The sequence below is a fragment of the Buchnera aphidicola (Muscaphis stroyani) genome, from assembly GCF_005080865.1.
In the GTDB taxonomy this organism is placed as follows: domain Bacteria; phylum Pseudomonadota; class Gammaproteobacteria; order Enterobacterales; family Enterobacteriaceae; genus Buchnera; species Buchnera aphidicola_AG.
On sequence record NZ_CP034861.1, the window covers coordinates 321,471 to 337,724 of the forward strand.

Genomic DNA, 16,254 nt, shown 5'->3' on the forward strand with positions numbered 1-16,254 from the left:
ATTATTTTTAAAACTTTTTAATCGTTTTAAAATGTTTTACGTATACACATAATTTTTGTTTATTTAAAATTTTTAATTAAAATATAAATGTTAACAACTTCTTTAAAAACAAGATCATCATGAAAAATAATACAACATATAATTGGTTAAAATCTTCTTGGTTATCAAGAGCTAATAAAAATTACATAGAATCAATATATAAAAAATTTTTAATAGATCCTGATTCTATTGATTCAAAATGGCATGATGCATTTTTAGAATTATCCAAAAAAAAAGAGAATTTTAATCAAAATAAAAATTCATCAAATATTGATATTCACACTTATAATTATGATGATAAAATAAGTAAAAAAGCTAATAAACTAATTAATTCTTTCAGGAAAAATGGATATAAAATTGCTTTAACAAATCCATTAAAACTTAAAAATCTTCTGAAACATTTATCTCTTGAACTTTCATTTTATAATTTTCAAAAAAAAGATTTAAAAAAAAATATTACTGTAAATTTTAAAAATGATTTTAATTTTCAAACAAATATTACTAAATTGCATAAATTATTAAATAAAAAGTATTGTAATTCCATTGCATTTGAATATATGTATATGGAAAATAAATTAGAAAAAGATTGGATAACTAATTATATAGAATTAAATTTTAATGAAGATTTATTAAAATCAAAAAAACAAATTGATTGGTTATCGAAAATTATTTACGCGGAAACATTAGAAAAATATATTGATAAAAAATTTCCTGGGTCCAAAAGATTTTCTTTAGAAGGATCAGAAGCATTAATTCCAATGCTTCATGAGATAATATATTTTTCTCAAAAAAATAACATATCTGACGTAGTATTAGGAATGGCTCATCGAGGTAGAATAAACGTACTTATAAACGTATTGAACAAAAATCCTAAAAAATTGTTTGAAGAATTTTCAGGCATCAATATTTCTTTAAAAAATAGTGGTGATGTAAAATATCACATAGGAGGAATGTCTGAAATAAAAGATAAATTACATGTAATTCAGTTACATTTAGCAAATAATCCATCTCATTTAGAAATAATTAATCCAGTTATTTCAGGTTTTTCCAGAGCTATCATAGATCGATTAAAAAATAAAATTTTACCTATTAGCATTCATGGAGATGCTTCTGTCATCGGACAAGGAATTATTCAAGAAACATTAAATATGTCTCAAACTAAAGGTTATAGAGTTGGAGGAACTATTCATATAGTAATCAACAATCAAATTGGATTTACCACTTCTGATCCTAAAAATCTTCGATCTAGTAAGTATTGCACTGATGTTGCCAAGATGATTCAATCACCTATTCTTCATGTTAACGGAGATGATATTGAAGCATGTGTTTTTTCAATTCAAATGGCTCTTTATTTTAGAAGTCGTTTTAAAAAAGATATTTTTATAGATTTAGTATGTTATCGAAGAAGAGGTCATAATGAAATTGATGATCCATTTGTTACACAGCCTATTATGTATAATTATATTAAAAATCATCTAACAGCAAAAGAAATATACTCTAATTTTTTATGTTCAAAAAAAATTATTAAATTTAAAGAAATTCAAAAAATAGAAGATGAATATTCTGCTAAATTAAAATTAGGCAATTATGTTTTTGATAATGAAAAATATACATATTTTCAATTTAAAAATATAAAAATAAAAAAAGAAGAAAAAAATATATTTTCAAAAAAAGATACAAGACTTTTTGACGTTCAAAGCTTATGTGTTGCGATTAATACGATCCCTGATTCAATAAAAGTACATAATCGAGTAAAAAAAATTTATAAAGAACGACGTGATATGGCAAAAGGATTAGAATTATTTGATTGGGGATCGGCAGAAATTCTAGCCTATGCTACTATATTAAATCAAGGTATACCTTGCCGCCTCTCTGGAGAAGATGTAAGTAGAGGAACTTTTTTTCATCGACATTTGTTTATTCATGATCAATTAGATGGATCTATTTATATTCCTTTACAAAATATACATAAAAATCAAGGAATTTTTCAAGCCTGGGATTCTGTACTATCAGAAGAAGCAGTTTTGGCATTTGAATATGGATATTCTTTATTTTCACGCACAAATGGACTAAACATTTGGGAAGCGCAATTTGGTGATTTTTCTAATGGAGCTCAAATTGTAATTGATCAATTTATTAGCTCTAGCGAACAAAAGTGGAACCAATTGTCTAACTTAATTCTTTTTTTACCTCATGGGTATGAAGGGCAAGGTCCAGAGCATTCATCAGCTCGAATTGAAAGATTTCTTCAACTTTGCGCTGAAGACAACATTCAAATCTCTATTCCAACTACTGCTTCTCAAATATATCATTTATTAAGACGTCAAATTTTTAAAAAAATTCAAAAACCCCTAGTTATTTTTACTCCTAAATCTCTTTTAAGAAATTCTATGGCATGTTCTTCTTTAGAAGCTATTGTAAATGGAAAGTTTCAAGAAATAATAAATGAAATCGATAATTTTAAAACAAAACCAAAACGTTTTATTTTTTGTTCAGGAAAGGTATATTATGATTTATTAGAGTATCGTCGAACAAATAATATTAATGATATTTTTTTAATAAGAATAGAAGAGTTATATCCTTTTCCTGAAAAAAAACTACTAAAAATATTAAAAAATTATTTTTTTATAAAAGATTTTGTTTGGTGCCAAGAAGAACCTTATAACCAAGGAGCATGGTTATATGTAAAAAATTTTTTAACTGATATGTTACCGTTTAATTCTTCACTTAAGTATGTTGGAAGACCAGCTTCAGCTTCTCCTGCTGTAGGTTTTTTTTCTATTCATAAAAAACAACAAGAAAAATTAGTACACGATGCTTTTCAAGCATTAATTTAAAAAAAGGATGGAGAATGAATAGTATAGATGTACTTGTTCCAGATTTACCAGAATCAATCACTGATGCAACAGTAGCAAAGTGGCATAAAAAAACAGGGGATCGCGTTAATCACAACGATAAGTTAGTGGATATTGAAACAGATAAAGTTATGTTAGAAGTGTCTTCTCCATGCGATGGGATTTTAGATAAGATTGCAGAAAAAACAGGAAAGATAGTAAAATCACAACAAATTCTTAGTACGATTATTTGCTTAAACACTGGTGTAAAAAATAATTCTAAAGATTCTCAAAGAGATAAATCTTTTTTAAATTATAATCAACCTTCTGGAATGCAAACTCAAAACCATTCGTATTCTTTAAAAGAAAAAATTAGTTTCTTTACTCCCTCGATAAGGCGATTAATTAGAACTCATTCTATCGATATTTCTAAAATTAATTTAAATGAAATAAAAAATAAAACTTTTCCAAAAGAGTTTTTTAATCATATTGATCCTTTGACAGATAAAAATAAGTCAAAACATTCTTTCGAAAATGTTCCAGATAATCTTAAAGAAGAAACGATTTTAAAATCTAAAAATCGAGTAAAAATGACTCGATTGCGCCAAAAAATTTCAGAAAGATTATTAGAAGCTAAGAATAATATGGCAATGTTAACAACTTTCAACGAAGTTAATATGGAACCTATTATTCTATTAAGAAAAAAATATAGAAAAGATTTTGAACAAAAACACGGCATTCGAATTGGATTTATGTCTTTCTATGTAAAAGCAGTAGTAGAAGCTTTAAAGGAATTTCCTGAAATTAATGCATTTATTGATAATGAAGATATAGTTTATCATAATAATTTTGATATTAGTATTGCTATTTCTACACCAAGAGGATTAATAACACCAGTTTTAAGAAACGCTGATAAAATGAGTATGCATGAAATAGAAAAAAAAATAAAAGAATTTTCTATTAAAGGATCAGAAAATAAAATTACAATTGAAGAATTAAGAGGAGGCAATTTTACCATTACTAATGGTGGTATATTTGGATCTCTAATGTCTACTCCAATTATTAATCCTCCGCAAGCCGCTATACTAGGTATGCATTTAATTCAAGACCGTCCTATGGCTGTTAATGGAAAAATTAAAATTTTACCCATGATGTATTTAGCTTTATCTTACGATCATTGTTTAATAGATGGAAAAGAGTCTGTGAGTTTTTTAAAAAAAATTAAAAATATATTAGAAGACTTTACTCGTTTATTAATAAATATTTAAGTTAATTTATTAATTAAAAAATCAAAAAATATTAAAATAATTTTTAATTTTATTAAAAGTACAGTATTAATAATATATATAAAACTGTACTTTTTATTAAATATTAATCTTTAATAACTAGCATCTTTTAAAAAATTTGTCATTTTTGCAAAATGAACAGCAATATATATTTATATTAATTTTTTTAATATCAAGTGTAAAAAATTATGAACTAAAAAATATATTTTTAAAATTTTTTGTTATAATTAATAATGTATATTTTAATAAAATTTTTAGATTTTAAAAACCTACTTTTTAAAAAAGTTAAATTATCTAAAATCATAGAGAAAAAAATGACTAATAAAAAATTAGTAATGATTAGACATGGCGAAAGTCAGTGGAATAAATTAAATAAATTCACCGGTTGGTATGATTCAGAATTAAGCGAATTAGGGAAAAAAGAAGCTAAAATTGCTGCATTATTGTTAAAAAAAGAAAAATTTATTTTTGATTTAGCTTATTCTTCAGTATTGCAGCGAGCAATACACACTTTATGGTATATTTTAAAAGAGCTCAATCAAACTTGGTTGTCCGTAGAAAAATCTTGGCGTTTAAATGAAAGACATTATGGAGCGTTACAAGGATTAAATAAAACAGAAACAGCTTTAAAATTTGGAAACAAAAAAGTTATGTTATGGAGAAGAAGCGTTGAAGTACTACCCCCTCAAATTAATATAACTGATGATCGATTTCCAGGCAATGATATTCGCTATTCCCATCTAAAAATAGATGAAATTCCTTTAGGAGAAAGTTTGTATCTTACTTCAAAGAGAGTCATCCCTTACTGGGAAAATACTATTTTGCCGCAACTAAAAAATAATAAAAGAATACTTATAGTTGCGCATGGCAATTCATTAAGAGCATTAATGCAATATTTAAATAATTTAGATGATGAAAATATTATGAAATTAAATATTCCTACAGCAGTTCCTATTGTTCTAGAATTTGATAAAAAATGGATTCCTTTAACATGGCATTATTTAAAATAACTTTTTTTTAAAAAAAATATTTGAATATTATTTTGAATAGATAAATTAAATTTATTCTTTCAAATTTTAAGACACACTGATTAATAGTGGTTTTACATAAATAGTTAAATATACATGTATTTCATAAACATGTATTTTTTTGCATTCTAAAAAATATTTTTATAGTTTTTAAAAGAGGTTGGAATGATTAAAAAAATTGGAGTGTTAACTAGTGGGGGAGATGCTCCAGGAATGAATGCTGCAATTCGAGGGGTAGTGAGAACAGCTTTAAGCGAAAAATTAGAAATTTTTGGAATTTACGATGGATATTTAGGTTTATATGAAAATCGTATGACTAAACTTGATAGATATAGCGTATCTGATGTTATTAATAGAGGAGGAACATTTCTTGGATCGGCTAGATTCTTAAGTTTTCATGAAAATCAAGTCCGTTTAGTCGCTATTGAAAATTTAAAAAAAAGAAACATAGACGCTCTTGTTGTAATCGGAGGTGACGGTTCTTATGCGGGAGCTAAAAAATTGACAAATATGGGTATGCCATGCATTAGCATCCCTGGTACTATAGATAATGATGTTCCAGGTACAGATTATACAATAGGTTATTTTACTGCTTTAGAAACAGTAGTTGAAGCTATTGATCGATTGCGTGATACTTCTTCTTCCCATCAAAGAATTTCTATCGTTGAAGTAATGGGAAGATACTGCGGAGATTTAACTTTAGCGGCAGCTATTGCAGGTGGATGTGAATTCATTGTACTCCCAGAAATTAATTATGTAAAAGAAGATTTAGTAATTGAAATTCAAGCGGGCATTAAAAAAGGAAAAAAACATGCAATAGTTGCAATCACAGAATATATTTGTGATGTAAATCAATTAGCAAAATATATAGAGATGAAAACTCATCGAGAAACAAGAGCAACTATTCTTGGACACATTCAAAGAGGAGGGGCCCCTGTAGTATATGATCGCATTTTAGCATCCAGAATGGGTGCATATGCAGTTGAATTACTATTAAAAGGTTATAAAGGTCAATGCGTTGGTATCCAGAATGACGAGATGGTGTTTAACGATATAACATACGCACTAAAAAATATGAAGCGAGTTTTTAAAAAAGATTGGTTAATCACAGCTAAAAAGCTATACTAACATAAAATTAGTACCAGTTTTCTGGAGCTTTTAAAAAATTTTATGTAATTAAATAAAATTAAATATCAAAAAAATAAAGTTATAATATGAAATACAATAGATATTGAATTTTTCGATGAAGCGAGCATTTTTATAATGAATATTTATAAAAAAGAAGATATAATTACTCAATGTATTTCTGAATTTCTTGGTACTGGTTTTATTGTTTTTTTTGGGATTAGTTGTTTAGCGTCTATGAAATTAACTAATTCTAATTTTAACGCATATGAAATAAGTATGATTTGGGGTTTAGGAGTATCTATATCAATTTATTTTAGTTCTTTTTTATCTCAAGCTCATTTAAATCCAGCAATTACTATTTTTTTTTGGTTATCTTCCAGATTTCATAAAAAAAAAGTACTTCCTTATATTATTTCTCAAATATTTGGTACTTTTATTTTTACTATTCTTATATATTTTATTTATTATAAATCATTTATTTTATTTGAAATACAAAATAATATTGTAAGAGGAGCTCAAAACAGTTTTGATATAGCTTCTATTTTTTGTATATATCCAAAAAAAAATAATAGTTTTATCCACGATTTCATACTAGAAATATTCATAACAAGTATTTTTATGATAATACTAATGGGGTTAAACGATAAAAATAATCATTTATTATCTTCTAGTTCAATAATACCATTACTAACAGGAATATTAGTAGCAATTATTAATGTTTCTATAGGTCCTTTCAACAATATTACTTTGAATCCAGCACGAGATTTAGGTCCAAGAATATTTTTAAGTGTAATAGGATGGAAAGTTTCTGCATTCACCGGAAGTAGTAATTTTCCATATTTCTTAATACCTGTAATGGGCTCTTTTTTAGGAATAAATTTAGGTGGTTTGATATATTATGTATTTATAGAAAATCATTTTAGTAAATTAAAAAATTAAATTTACTTATTTTTCAAAAAACTATTAGAAATTTCTATAATTTTAAAAAATTCTTTTAAATTTAAAGATGCACTGCCAATTAAAAGACCATCTATATCTGGTTGTTCAAGAAACATTTTTGCATTTAACTGATTTACAGAGCCTCCATATTGAATTATGATACTTTCTTTAGAAATTGAATCATATTGAAAAATATAATTTTTTATGAATTTGTGTATCATTTGTACATTTTTTGGAATTGCTGATTGCCCTGTTCCGATTGCCCAAACTGGTTCATATGCAATTACTGTATTTCTAAAAGACTGGTTTCCACATATCTTTAATATAGAATTTAACTGGTCTTTTAAAATTTCTTCTGTTTTACCGCATTTTTTTTGTTCTTGAGTTTCTCCAACACATAAAATTGGAATTAAATTATATTTTTTAATTAAAAAAAATTTTTTTGCGATGACATCGTTTGTTTCTTGATGTACAAAACGTCTTTCTGAATGTCCAATAATAACGTATTTCACGCCAATATCTTTTAGCATTAAAATTGAAATTTCACCAGTAAAAGCGCCTTTTACATTAATGTCTATATTTTGAGAAGCAACAAAAACATTTTTATTATGATGTATTTTTTGACACATTCGATCTAAATATATAAAAGAAGGGGAAATAACAATAGTGTTATTGTTATTCTTTAGAAAACATGATGTAAAATTATTCATTAAATGAGCAATGGTTTTTTTATCACCATTTAACTTCCAATTGGCTACAATTAATTTTTTTTTCATTTTATTCTCTTGGAATAGTGTATTTTAAACTAACTTTAGTTTATATATTAGAAACTAAGTTGTTATAATTTGATCTTTTATAAAACTTAGTTTCTATAAAAATGTTAAAATATTCTATTTATATATGTTTGCACGATTACGTAATTGTTTGCCCGGTTTAAAATAAGTCACGTATCTTTCATTTAGAAAAACCCGATTTCCATTTTTAGGATTTCTACCAATGCGAGAAGAGCGATAATGTAAAGAAAAACTTCCAAAACCTCGAATTTCAATTCTTTTTCTTTTAGCAAGGGAGTACGCTATATGATCTAGCATTTCTTTAACAGCATATTCTATTTTTTTTATTGAAATATGAATTTTTTGTTCAGCAATTCTTTCAAGCAATTCTGATCTCGTCATAAATCCTCTATACATTTACAATAAAATAAAATTTTCTACAAAAAGTTATTCAGTATTTTGAGCAGCTTTAAATGCTTCCGCCATTGCACTGGAAAAAGTTTCATCATTTATTTTTTTATTGGGTGTATTGATTACATCTTTTTTTTCGCTTTTATTAATAAAATGAACCGTAACGTAAATTGTTCTATTTTTTCGATCAAAATTGAATAATTTAACTGATATGTTATTTCCAATTTTTAATTGATTTTTTAATTCTTCATAAGTCAAATGAGGAAGATCAGAAAATTTTATACATCCATCTATAGTTTCTGATAGTTTTACTATTGCATTCTTATCATCAAAAGATTTAACTGTAGCATCAATTAATGCACCTTTTTTATGATTTAAAATATAAGAATTAAAAGGATCTTCTTCAATTTGTTTAATTCCTAAAGAAATTCTTTCTCTTTCAGCATCTACTTGAAGTACTATAGCTGATATCTCATCTCCTTTTTTATAATTTTTAACAGCATCTTCTCCAGGAATACTCCAAGAAATATCAGATAAATGAACTAATCCATCAATTCCTCCATTTAAACCAATAAAAATACCAAAATCTGTAATAGATTTAATTTTTCCAGTGACTTTGATTCCTTTTTTATGTGTTTCAGAAAATTCTTTCCAAGGATTTACTTTACACTGTTTTAAACCAAGCGAAATCCGACGTCGATCTTCATCAATATCTAAAACCATAACTTCTACTGTATCATTAACTGTAACTACTTTAGATGGATGAATATTTTTGTTTGTCCAATCCATTTCAGAAACATGTACAAGACCTTCAACTCCTTCTTCAATTTCTACAAAACATCCATAATCTGTTAAATTAGTTACACGTCCAGTTAATTTAGCTTCTTCTGGATAGCGTTTTGAAATTTCTACCCAAGGATCTTCTCCTAATTGTTTAAGTCCCAATGAAACACGTGTTCTTTCTCGATCAAATTTTAAAATTTTAACTTGAATTTCATCTCCTACGCTTACTACTTCACTAGGATGCTTTACTCTTTTCCAAGCCATATCAGTAATATGTAACAATCCATCTACTCCACCTAAATCCACAAAAGCTCCATAATCTGTTAAATTTTTTACTATTCCTTTAATTTGAACACCTTCTTGCAAATTCTCTAACAATTGATCTCTTTCGGCGCTGTTTTCAGATTCAATGACAGCTCGACGAGAAACAACTACATTATTTCTTTTTTGATCTAATTTAATTACTTTAAACTCTAATTCTTTTCCTTCAAGATGAATTGTTTCTCTTACAGGGCGAATGTCTACTAAAGATCCAGGTAAAAAAGCGCGTATATCGTTTAATTCAACAGTAAAACCTCCTTTAACTTTCCCATTAATTATTCCGGTGATTGTTTCTGATTTTTCGTGAGCTTTTTCTAAAACTAACCATGCCTCATGTCTTTTTGCTTTTTCTCTAGAAAGTAACGTTTCTCCAAATCCATCTTCAATAGCATCTAGAACCACATCAATATCATCACCTACTTTAACTTCTAATAAACCTTGTGTATTTTTAAACTGATCTAATGGGATAGCTGATTCGGATTTAAGACCTGCATCTACTAAGACTGTGTCTTTCTCTATAGCAACTATAGTTCCTCGAATAATTGAACCTGGACGAGTTTTAATCTCTTTTAGTGATTCTTCAAATAATTGAGCAAAAGATTCATTCATGTTAATAGTTTCTATAAATTTTGTATTTAACGTTTATTTTAACTTCATGCTAAAACACGCTTGTTTTATAATATCTTATAATATTCCTTATTAAAAGAATGTAATATATAAAAAATATTTAACTTATATTTTTTATTTTTTTAAATATATCTTGTAAAAATTTTAATTTATTCTAAAAGAATTTTGTATAAATTAAATCTAATATTATATCACCTTTTAATGGGAGAAAAAAAGAAATTAAATAGTCTCTATTATATGTTTTCCATTATCGTATTGATTTATTATAAAAATCTTTATTGTATTTGTTTTTTAATTTTAATATTTGTTACTATAAAAATTATAAAATAAAAACATATAAAAAATATTAACTATTAAATCTTTAAGAATTATTTTACTTTATAAGTGTTATTTTATTAAAAAAAATTTTAATAAAACAATTATTTTTATTTAAAAAAGATTTGTTTCTAATTAAATTAATTTAATTACTTAAACAATATACTAAAAACTTCTAGCATAATTAAATATCATGTTTTTTAAATTAATAAGTACATATAAATTAAAAAGTTTAAATTTAAAAGATAAAAACTATATTTTTTAAATAATTTTTATATTGTTTACTTTTAAAAAGATTTATTAAAAAAATAGTGAATTAATTATATTAATCACATATTTAAATTTATAAAAATTATCTTGATAATTAATTTTTAAATAAATTTTAGTAAAATTTACTAATAGATAAAAAATCTTTAAAATAAGAAGGAAAAGTTTTTGAAGTGCACTTTGGATTAAGTATATTAACACCTACAAGAGATAAAGAAACTAAGGAAAAACACATTGCTATACGATGATCGTTATAAGTATTTATGCTTGCATATTTAAATGAATTTGGAGGAGTTATAGATAAAAAATCCTTTCCTTCTTCTACTTTTGCACCAATTTTCTTTAATTCTATAGCCATTGCTGACAAACGATCTGTTTCTTTTAATCGCCAATTGTATATATTTCTAATAATTGTAGTTCCTTTCGCGAAAAGAGCCACCATTGCAATTGTCATAGCAGCATCAGGAATATGATTCATATCTAAATCTACTCCATATAATCCACTTCTAGTGCAAGAAATAAAAGAGTTATCCCAATGAATGATTGCTCCCATTTGTTCTAAAACATTTGCAAAATGTATGTCTCCTTGAATACTATTTTTCCCAACTCCAAAGACTTTAATTGAACCACCTTTAATAGCGGCTGCCGCTAAAAAATAAGAAGCAGATGAAGCATCCCCTTCTATTAAATAATGACCAGGTGTTTGATATTGCTGGTTCCCTTTTATATAAAAATGAGAATAAGAATTATTTTTAATATGAATTCCAAAAGATTTAATTAAATTAAGGGTAATATCAATATAAAGTTTAGAGACCAAATTTCCTTTAATATTTATAGTAGTATCTTTTGGAGCAAGTGGAGCTATCATTAGTAATGATGTTAAAAATTGACTGGAAATAGTTCCATTTAAATCAATACAACCACCAATAAATCCTCCTTTAGAATGAATTGGAGGATAGCCATCGTTTTTTTTATATTCTATAATCGCCCCTCCTTGTCTAAGTGCATTAACAAGATCTTTAATAGGTCTTTCATGCATTCTATTTTCCCCGCTCAATATAACATCATTATTATTTAAAGATAGCGCAGCAAGTAAAGGTCTTATTGCAGTACCTGCATTTCCTAAAAATAATGAAATAGGTTTGGATAACTGAAAAGATTGACCGATTCCTTGAATATGGCAACTTTTTTTATCTTGAGATAAATCATAATTAATACCTATTTTTTTTAATGCATTTAACATATATTGAGTATCATTGCTATCTAATAAATTAGTTAAATACGTAACTCCACTGGCCATCGAAGATAGCAGTAAAGCTCTATTTGAAATACTTTTTGAACCTGGTAAGTAAATGGATCCATTTACATAAGAAACAGGTTTTAAATGCAGCGATTCTTTCATAATAAATTATTCTCTCCTTTAATTAAAAATTATTTGTTAATGTTGTGTTTAAATTTATCCATACTTTTTTTCAAATTTTATCATGAAATCCACTAAAGATTTTACTCCTGATATAGGCATAGCATTATAAATTGATGCTCGCATCCCTCCTACTATATAGTGTCCTTTCAAGTAATTTAATCCCAACTGACTGGCTTGTTTTAAAAATATTTTATTTAATTTAGGATTTATTAAATGGAATATAACATTCATTTCAGATCTATTTTTTTTATTTATTCTATTAATATAGAAATCACTATCATCTATTTTTTTATACAGTAATTCAGCTTTTTTTTTATTTATTTTTTCTATTTTTTTTAAACCTCCTCTCTTTTTTAACCATTTAAATACTAAACCTGATAAATACCAAGCAAATGTAGGAGGGGTATTAAACATAGAACTATATTTTGAAATTGTATGATAATCTAAAATAGAAGGAGAAATTTTAGATGAATATTTTAATAATTTTTCTTTAATGATAACTATTGTAATTCCTGAAGGGCCAATGTTTTTTTGAGCACTTGCATAAATAAGATCATAATTGTTAACATTAATAAATCTAGATAAAATGCATGATGAAAAATCTCCCACAACTATTTTTCCATAAAAAATTGGTTCCTCATAAATAGATAAACCATCAATAGTTTCATTAGGGCAATAATGTATATAAGCTGTTTTATTGCTAATATTCCACGTTGAAGGAGGTGCAAGAGATATTTGATTATTTTTTATTTTTTTTATAAATATTTTTTTAGGAATACAATATTTTTCAGCTTCAATTGAAGCGCATTCAGACCAGTATCCACTATTAATATAATCTGCGTGCTTAAAATTTCTTAATAAATTTAAAGGAACAGCAGAAAACTGACCTCTAGCTCCTCCATGACAAAATAAAACTTTATACTCATCAGATATTTTTAGCAAATCTCTTAAATCTTTTTCAGCTTCCAACGCAACTTGAACAAACTGATCACTGCGATGACTAATTTCCATGATAGAAGAGCCAGATTGATTCCAATTTTGAAGTTCGTTTTTAGCTTGATATAACACTTCTGTTGGAATCATAGCCGGACCGGCACTAAAATTATAAATTAAATTCATAATTTCACCAATTATGTAATATTTTCGAATTTTTATATAAAAAATCTAAGATTAATTAATAAAATCCAAACCATTCATGTAATTTTTTTGTAATATTTTTGGAACTTCTACACGACCATCAGCATGTTGATAATTTTCTAATATAGCGGCTAAAGTTCTACCGATCGCTAAACCCGAACCATTTAATGTATGTGGAAAATATGTTTTTTTTTCAAATTTTTTTCTATACCTTGATTTCATTCGTCTAGCTTGAAAATCGCTCATATTAGAACAAGAAGATATTTCTCTGTATTTTTTTTGAGAAGGAAACCAAACTTCTAGATCATAAGTCTTTGCCGCAGAAAAACCCATTTCTCCTCCACATAAAAGTATCTTCCTATAAGGAAGTTCTAATAATCGCAATACTGTTTCTGCATGAAAGGTTAATTTTTCCAATGTTTTCTTGGATTCTTCTGGCAAAACAATTTGCACAAGTTCTACTTTATCAAATTGATGTAATCTAATTAATCCCTTTACATCTTTTCCATAAGAAGAAGCTTCAGATCTAAAACATGGAGTATGAGCTGTTAACATAATAGGTAGTTTTTCTTCGTCTAAGATTTGATTTCTAAATAAATTGGTCAGTGGAACTTCTGCTGTAGGTATCAAGATGTATTTTTTTTCGTTAATTAAATTAATATGAAATAAATCATCGCTAAATTTAGGTAATTGACCTGTACCATAAAGTGATTCAGAATTAACTAAATAAGGCACATAAGTTTCTACATAATGGTGTTTAATAGTATGTAAATCCAACATGAACTGACTTAATGCACGATGTAAAAGAGCAATTCCTCCTTTCATCACTATAAAGCGAGATCCTGATATTTTTGATGCAGATTCCCAATCTAGTTGATTTATTTTTTTTCCTATTTGAATGTGATCTTGAACTTCAAAGGTATATTTTTTTTTAATTCCCCAATATTTTATTTTTTTGTTATGTATTGATTTAATTCCTTCAGGAACATCATCATCGGGAATATTAGGTATTAAAGAAGAAAAGTCATCAATTTTTTTTTTAAGTATTTTTAATTTTTTTATATATTTATTTAAATTTTGACTTGATTCTATGACTTTTTGTTTCAAAAAACTGTTTTCTTTTTTAATTAGATTGGATTGTTTAAACTCATTAGATAAATTATGATGCGTATGTTGCAAATTTTCAGTTTTAATTTGAAGAATTTTACGTTTTTCTTCCATAGAAGAGATTAATGCAATATCTAATATAAAACCTTTTTTTAATAATCTTTTAGATACTGAAGGTAATTCATTACGTAATAAATAAGGATCTAACATGATATCGTAGTCTTTAAGTTAAAATTAAACATTGTTTTAAAATATATATGAATATATTCTACATTAGAACAACATTTAATAAATTTATTAAAAATTAATAAATTTTAGTTAAACAATAAAAAAATTATATTTATTTATAAATGCATTCTATTGAAATTCTATTACACTAATAAATTTATAAACTTTCAATACATTAAATATAAAAATAAATTAAAAAATAATTAATTTTTTTAAAAGTACTCAAAAAATTCTTATTAACTTCGTAAAAATCTTTTCAACTTATAAAATATATAACATGAAAAATAAAAAATATAGCAAATTAATCATTTTAGGCTCTGGACCAGCAGGATACACTGCGGCTATTTATGCTGCAAGGTCTAATTTAAATCCTTTCTTAATTACCGGAATAAATAAAGGAGGTCAATTAATGAATACAAATGAAATTGAAAATTGGCCTGGAGATTTTAATAAAATCACTGGACCAGAGCTCATGAATCGAATGTATCTACATGCCTTGAATTTTAATATAAAAATTATAACTGATAACATTATTAAAGTAGATTTTAAAAATAAACCATTTGTTTTAAACGGAGAAAAATATACATATATTGCTGATGCAATCATTATTGCTACGGGGGCAAGTCCCCGTTATCTAGGATTAGAATCAGAAGAATTATTTAAAGGAAAAGGCGTATCAACATGCGCAGTATGCGATGGATTTTTTTATAAAGGTAAAGAAATTGCCGTAGTAGGAGGTGGAAACACTGCTATAGAAGAAACTTTATACTTGTCAAACTTTGTTAAAAAAGTTCATTTAATACATCGAAAAAGTAATTTTAGTGCTGAAAAAATTTTAGTTAGTAGATTAATGAATAAAATACAAGAAAAAAAAGTTATACTTCATTTAAATTATACTGTGAAAAAAATCTTTGGAAATGTACTTGGTGTTAATTCAATATTAATTGAAAAAATAAAATTAAAAGAAAAAAAAGAAAAAACACTAGCAGTATCTGGATTGTTTGTTGCAATTGGTCACGTACCTAATACAAATATTTTTATTGATCAATTAAAAATAAAAAATGGTTATATTCAAGTTTCTAGAGAAACTCATGGAAATTACACACAAACAAGTATCCCTGGTATTTTTGCAGCTGGAGATGTGATTGATCATGTGTATAGACAAGCAATTACATCATCTTCAAGTGGATGCATGGCTGCATTAGATAGCGAGCGTTATCTTAATTCTATAAAATTATAAAAAATGCGTTTAATACGGTTCATACAAAAAATTACAGACTGGTAAAACAAGACGGTATTAGATATAATGCATAAATCAAAAAAATAAAATTTTAAATTATAGAGTATTACATGACTAAAGAAGATAATATTGAAATGCATGGAACAGTAATCGACACTTTACCTAATACTATGTTTCGTGTTGAATTAGACAATAAACATATTATAACAGCACATATTTCAGGTAAAATGAGAAAAAATTACATTAGAATATTAACTGGAGATAAAGTAACTGTTGAACTAACTCCTTATGATTTAAATAAAGGTCGAATTATTTTTAGAAGCAGATAATTTTGATACTTTAAAAAAATAAATATTATTATCATATAA

13 protein-coding genes are annotated in these 16,254 nt (G+C 25.9%); 7 read left to right on the top strand and 6 right to left on the bottom strand.

All coding sequences use genetic code 11. The features are described from left to right. Nucleotides 1-119: 119 nt before the first annotated feature. From D9V75_RS01455 to D9V75_RS01475, 5 genes are all read left to right on the top strand, one after another. On the top strand, nt 120-2,876 hold the full coding sequence (locus D9V75_RS01455; RefSeq protein WP_158343551.1) for a 2-oxoglutarate dehydrogenase E1 component: 2,757 nt from the start codon (nt 120-122) through the stop codon (nt 2,874-2,876). A gap of 14 nt (nt 2,877-2,890) precedes the next feature. Then, nucleotides 2,891-4,141, top strand: coding sequence for a dihydrolipoyllysine-residue succinyltransferase (sucB, locus tag D9V75_RS01460; protein WP_158343553.1), 1,251 nt, complete (start codon nt 2,891-2,893; stop codon nt 4,139-4,141). 332 nt (nt 4,142-4,473) lie between these two features. Continuing rightward, nucleotides 4,474-5,169 (top strand): 2,3-diphosphoglycerate-dependent phosphoglycerate mutase, encoded by a 696-nt coding sequence (gpmA, locus tag D9V75_RS01465; protein ID WP_158343555.1) that lies wholly within the window; start codon nt 4,474-4,476, stop codon nt 5,167-5,169. Between the two features lie 183 nt (nt 5,170-5,352). Next, on the top strand, nt 5,353-6,315 hold the full coding sequence (gene pfkA / locus D9V75_RS01470) for a 6-phosphofructokinase (RefSeq protein ID WP_158343557.1): 963 nt from the start codon (nt 5,353-5,355) through the stop codon (nt 6,313-6,315). A 135-nt stretch (nt 6,316-6,450) separates the two neighbouring features. Next, on the top strand, nt 6,451-7,254 hold the full coding sequence (locus D9V75_RS01475) for an MIP/aquaporin family protein (protein WP_158343559.1): 804 nt from the start codon (nt 6,451-6,453) through the stop codon (nt 7,252-7,254). 2 nt (nt 7,255-7,256) lie between these two features. Here the strand turns inward: D9V75_RS01475 and tpiA are convergent, their stop codons facing one another. The 6 genes from tpiA to serS form a co-directional block, all read right to left on the bottom strand. Then, complete coding sequence (tpiA, locus tag D9V75_RS01480) at nt 7,257-8,030, bottom strand: triose-phosphate isomerase (RefSeq protein ID WP_158343561.1); 774 nt, start codon at nt 8,028-8,030, stop codon at nt 7,257-7,259. 114 nt (nt 8,031-8,144) lie between these two features. Beyond that, nucleotides 8,145-8,429, bottom strand: coding sequence for an integration host factor subunit beta (gene ihfB, locus D9V75_RS01485; protein ID WP_158343563.1), 285 nt, complete (start codon nt 8,427-8,429; stop codon nt 8,145-8,147). A 45-nt stretch (nt 8,430-8,474) separates the two neighbouring features. Beyond that, nucleotides 8,475-10,151 carry a 30S ribosomal protein S1 gene (gene rpsA, locus D9V75_RS01490; protein WP_158343565.1) on the bottom strand — a complete coding sequence of 559 codons (1,677 nt, stop codon included), beginning with the start codon at nt 10,149-10,151 and terminating at the stop codon, nt 8,475-8,477. A 715-nt stretch (nt 10,152-10,866) separates the two neighbouring features. Continuing rightward, complete coding sequence (gene aroA, locus D9V75_RS01495) at nt 10,867-12,153, bottom strand: 3-phosphoshikimate 1-carboxyvinyltransferase (protein WP_158343567.1); 1,287 nt, start codon at nt 12,151-12,153, stop codon at nt 10,867-10,869. A gap of 54 nt (nt 12,154-12,207) precedes the next feature. Further along, nucleotides 12,208-13,293 (bottom strand): 3-phosphoserine/phosphohydroxythreonine transaminase, encoded by a 1,086-nt coding sequence (gene serC, locus D9V75_RS01500; RefSeq protein ID WP_158343569.1) that lies wholly within the window; start codon nt 13,291-13,293, stop codon nt 12,208-12,210. Nucleotides 13,294-13,344: 51 nt separating this feature from the next. Beyond that, nucleotides 13,345-14,628, bottom strand: a complete 1,284-nt coding sequence (gene serS, locus D9V75_RS01505; RefSeq protein WP_158343571.1) for a serine--tRNA ligase — start codon at nt 14,626-14,628, stop codon at nt 13,345-13,347. A gap of 295 nt (nt 14,629-14,923) precedes the next feature. Between serS and trxB the strand changes: the two genes are divergently transcribed. After that, nucleotides 14,924-15,886: a thioredoxin-disulfide reductase gene (gene trxB, locus D9V75_RS01510; RefSeq protein ID WP_158343573.1), complete on the top strand. Its 963-nt coding sequence runs from the start codon at nt 14,924-14,926 to the stop codon at nt 15,884-15,886. A 110-nt stretch (nt 15,887-15,996) separates the two neighbouring features. Beyond that, nucleotides 15,997-16,215: a translation initiation factor IF-1 gene (infA, locus tag D9V75_RS01515; RefSeq protein ID WP_158343574.1), complete on the top strand. Its 219-nt coding sequence runs from the start codon at nt 15,997-15,999 to the stop codon at nt 16,213-16,215. The last annotated feature ends 39 nt before the right edge of the window (nt 16,216-16,254 follow it).

What these genes read in the sequence shown, in the direction of transcription:
- D9V75_RS01475 (WP_158343559.1), top strand. Translation starts at nt 6,451, where the DNA reads ATGAATATTTATAAAAAAGAAGATATAATTACTCAATGTATTTCTGAA.
- ihfB (WP_158343563.1), bottom strand. Translation starts at nt 8,429, where the DNA reads ATGACGAGATCAGAATTGCTTGAAAGAATTGCTGAACAAAAAATTCAT.
- aroA (WP_158343567.1), bottom strand. Translation starts at nt 12,153, where the DNA reads ATGAAAGAATCGCTGCATTTAAAACCTGTTTCTTATGTAAATGGATCC.
- serC (WP_158343569.1), bottom strand. Translation starts at nt 13,293, where the DNA reads ATGAATTTAATTTATAATTTTAGTGCCGGTCCGGCTATGATTCCAACA.
- serS (WP_158343571.1), bottom strand. Translation starts at nt 14,628, where the DNA reads ATGTTAGATCCTTATTTATTACGTAATGAATTACCTTCAGTATCTAAA.
- infA (WP_158343574.1), top strand. Translation starts at nt 15,997, where the DNA reads ATGACTAAAGAAGATAATATTGAAATGCATGGAACAGTAATCGACACT.
- tpiA (WP_158343561.1), bottom strand. Translation starts at nt 8,030, where the DNA reads ATGAAAAAAAAATTAATTGTAGCCAATTGGAAGTTAAATGGTGATAAA.
- sucB (WP_158343553.1), top strand. Translation starts at nt 2,891, where the DNA reads ATGAATAGTATAGATGTACTTGTTCCAGATTTACCAGAATCAATCACT.
- rpsA (WP_158343565.1), bottom strand. Translation starts at nt 10,151, where the DNA reads ATGAATGAATCTTTTGCTCAATTATTTGAAGAATCACTAAAAGAGATT.
- gpmA (WP_158343555.1), top strand. Translation starts at nt 4,474, where the DNA reads ATGACTAATAAAAAATTAGTAATGATTAGACATGGCGAAAGTCAGTGG.
- pfkA (WP_158343557.1), top strand. Translation starts at nt 5,353, where the DNA reads ATGATTAAAAAAATTGGAGTGTTAACTAGTGGGGGAGATGCTCCAGGA.
- D9V75_RS01455 (WP_158343551.1), top strand. Translation starts at nt 120, where the DNA reads ATGAAAAATAATACAACATATAATTGGTTAAAATCTTCTTGGTTATCA.
- trxB (WP_158343573.1), top strand. Translation starts at nt 14,924, where the DNA reads ATGAAAAATAAAAAATATAGCAAATTAATCATTTTAGGCTCTGGACCA.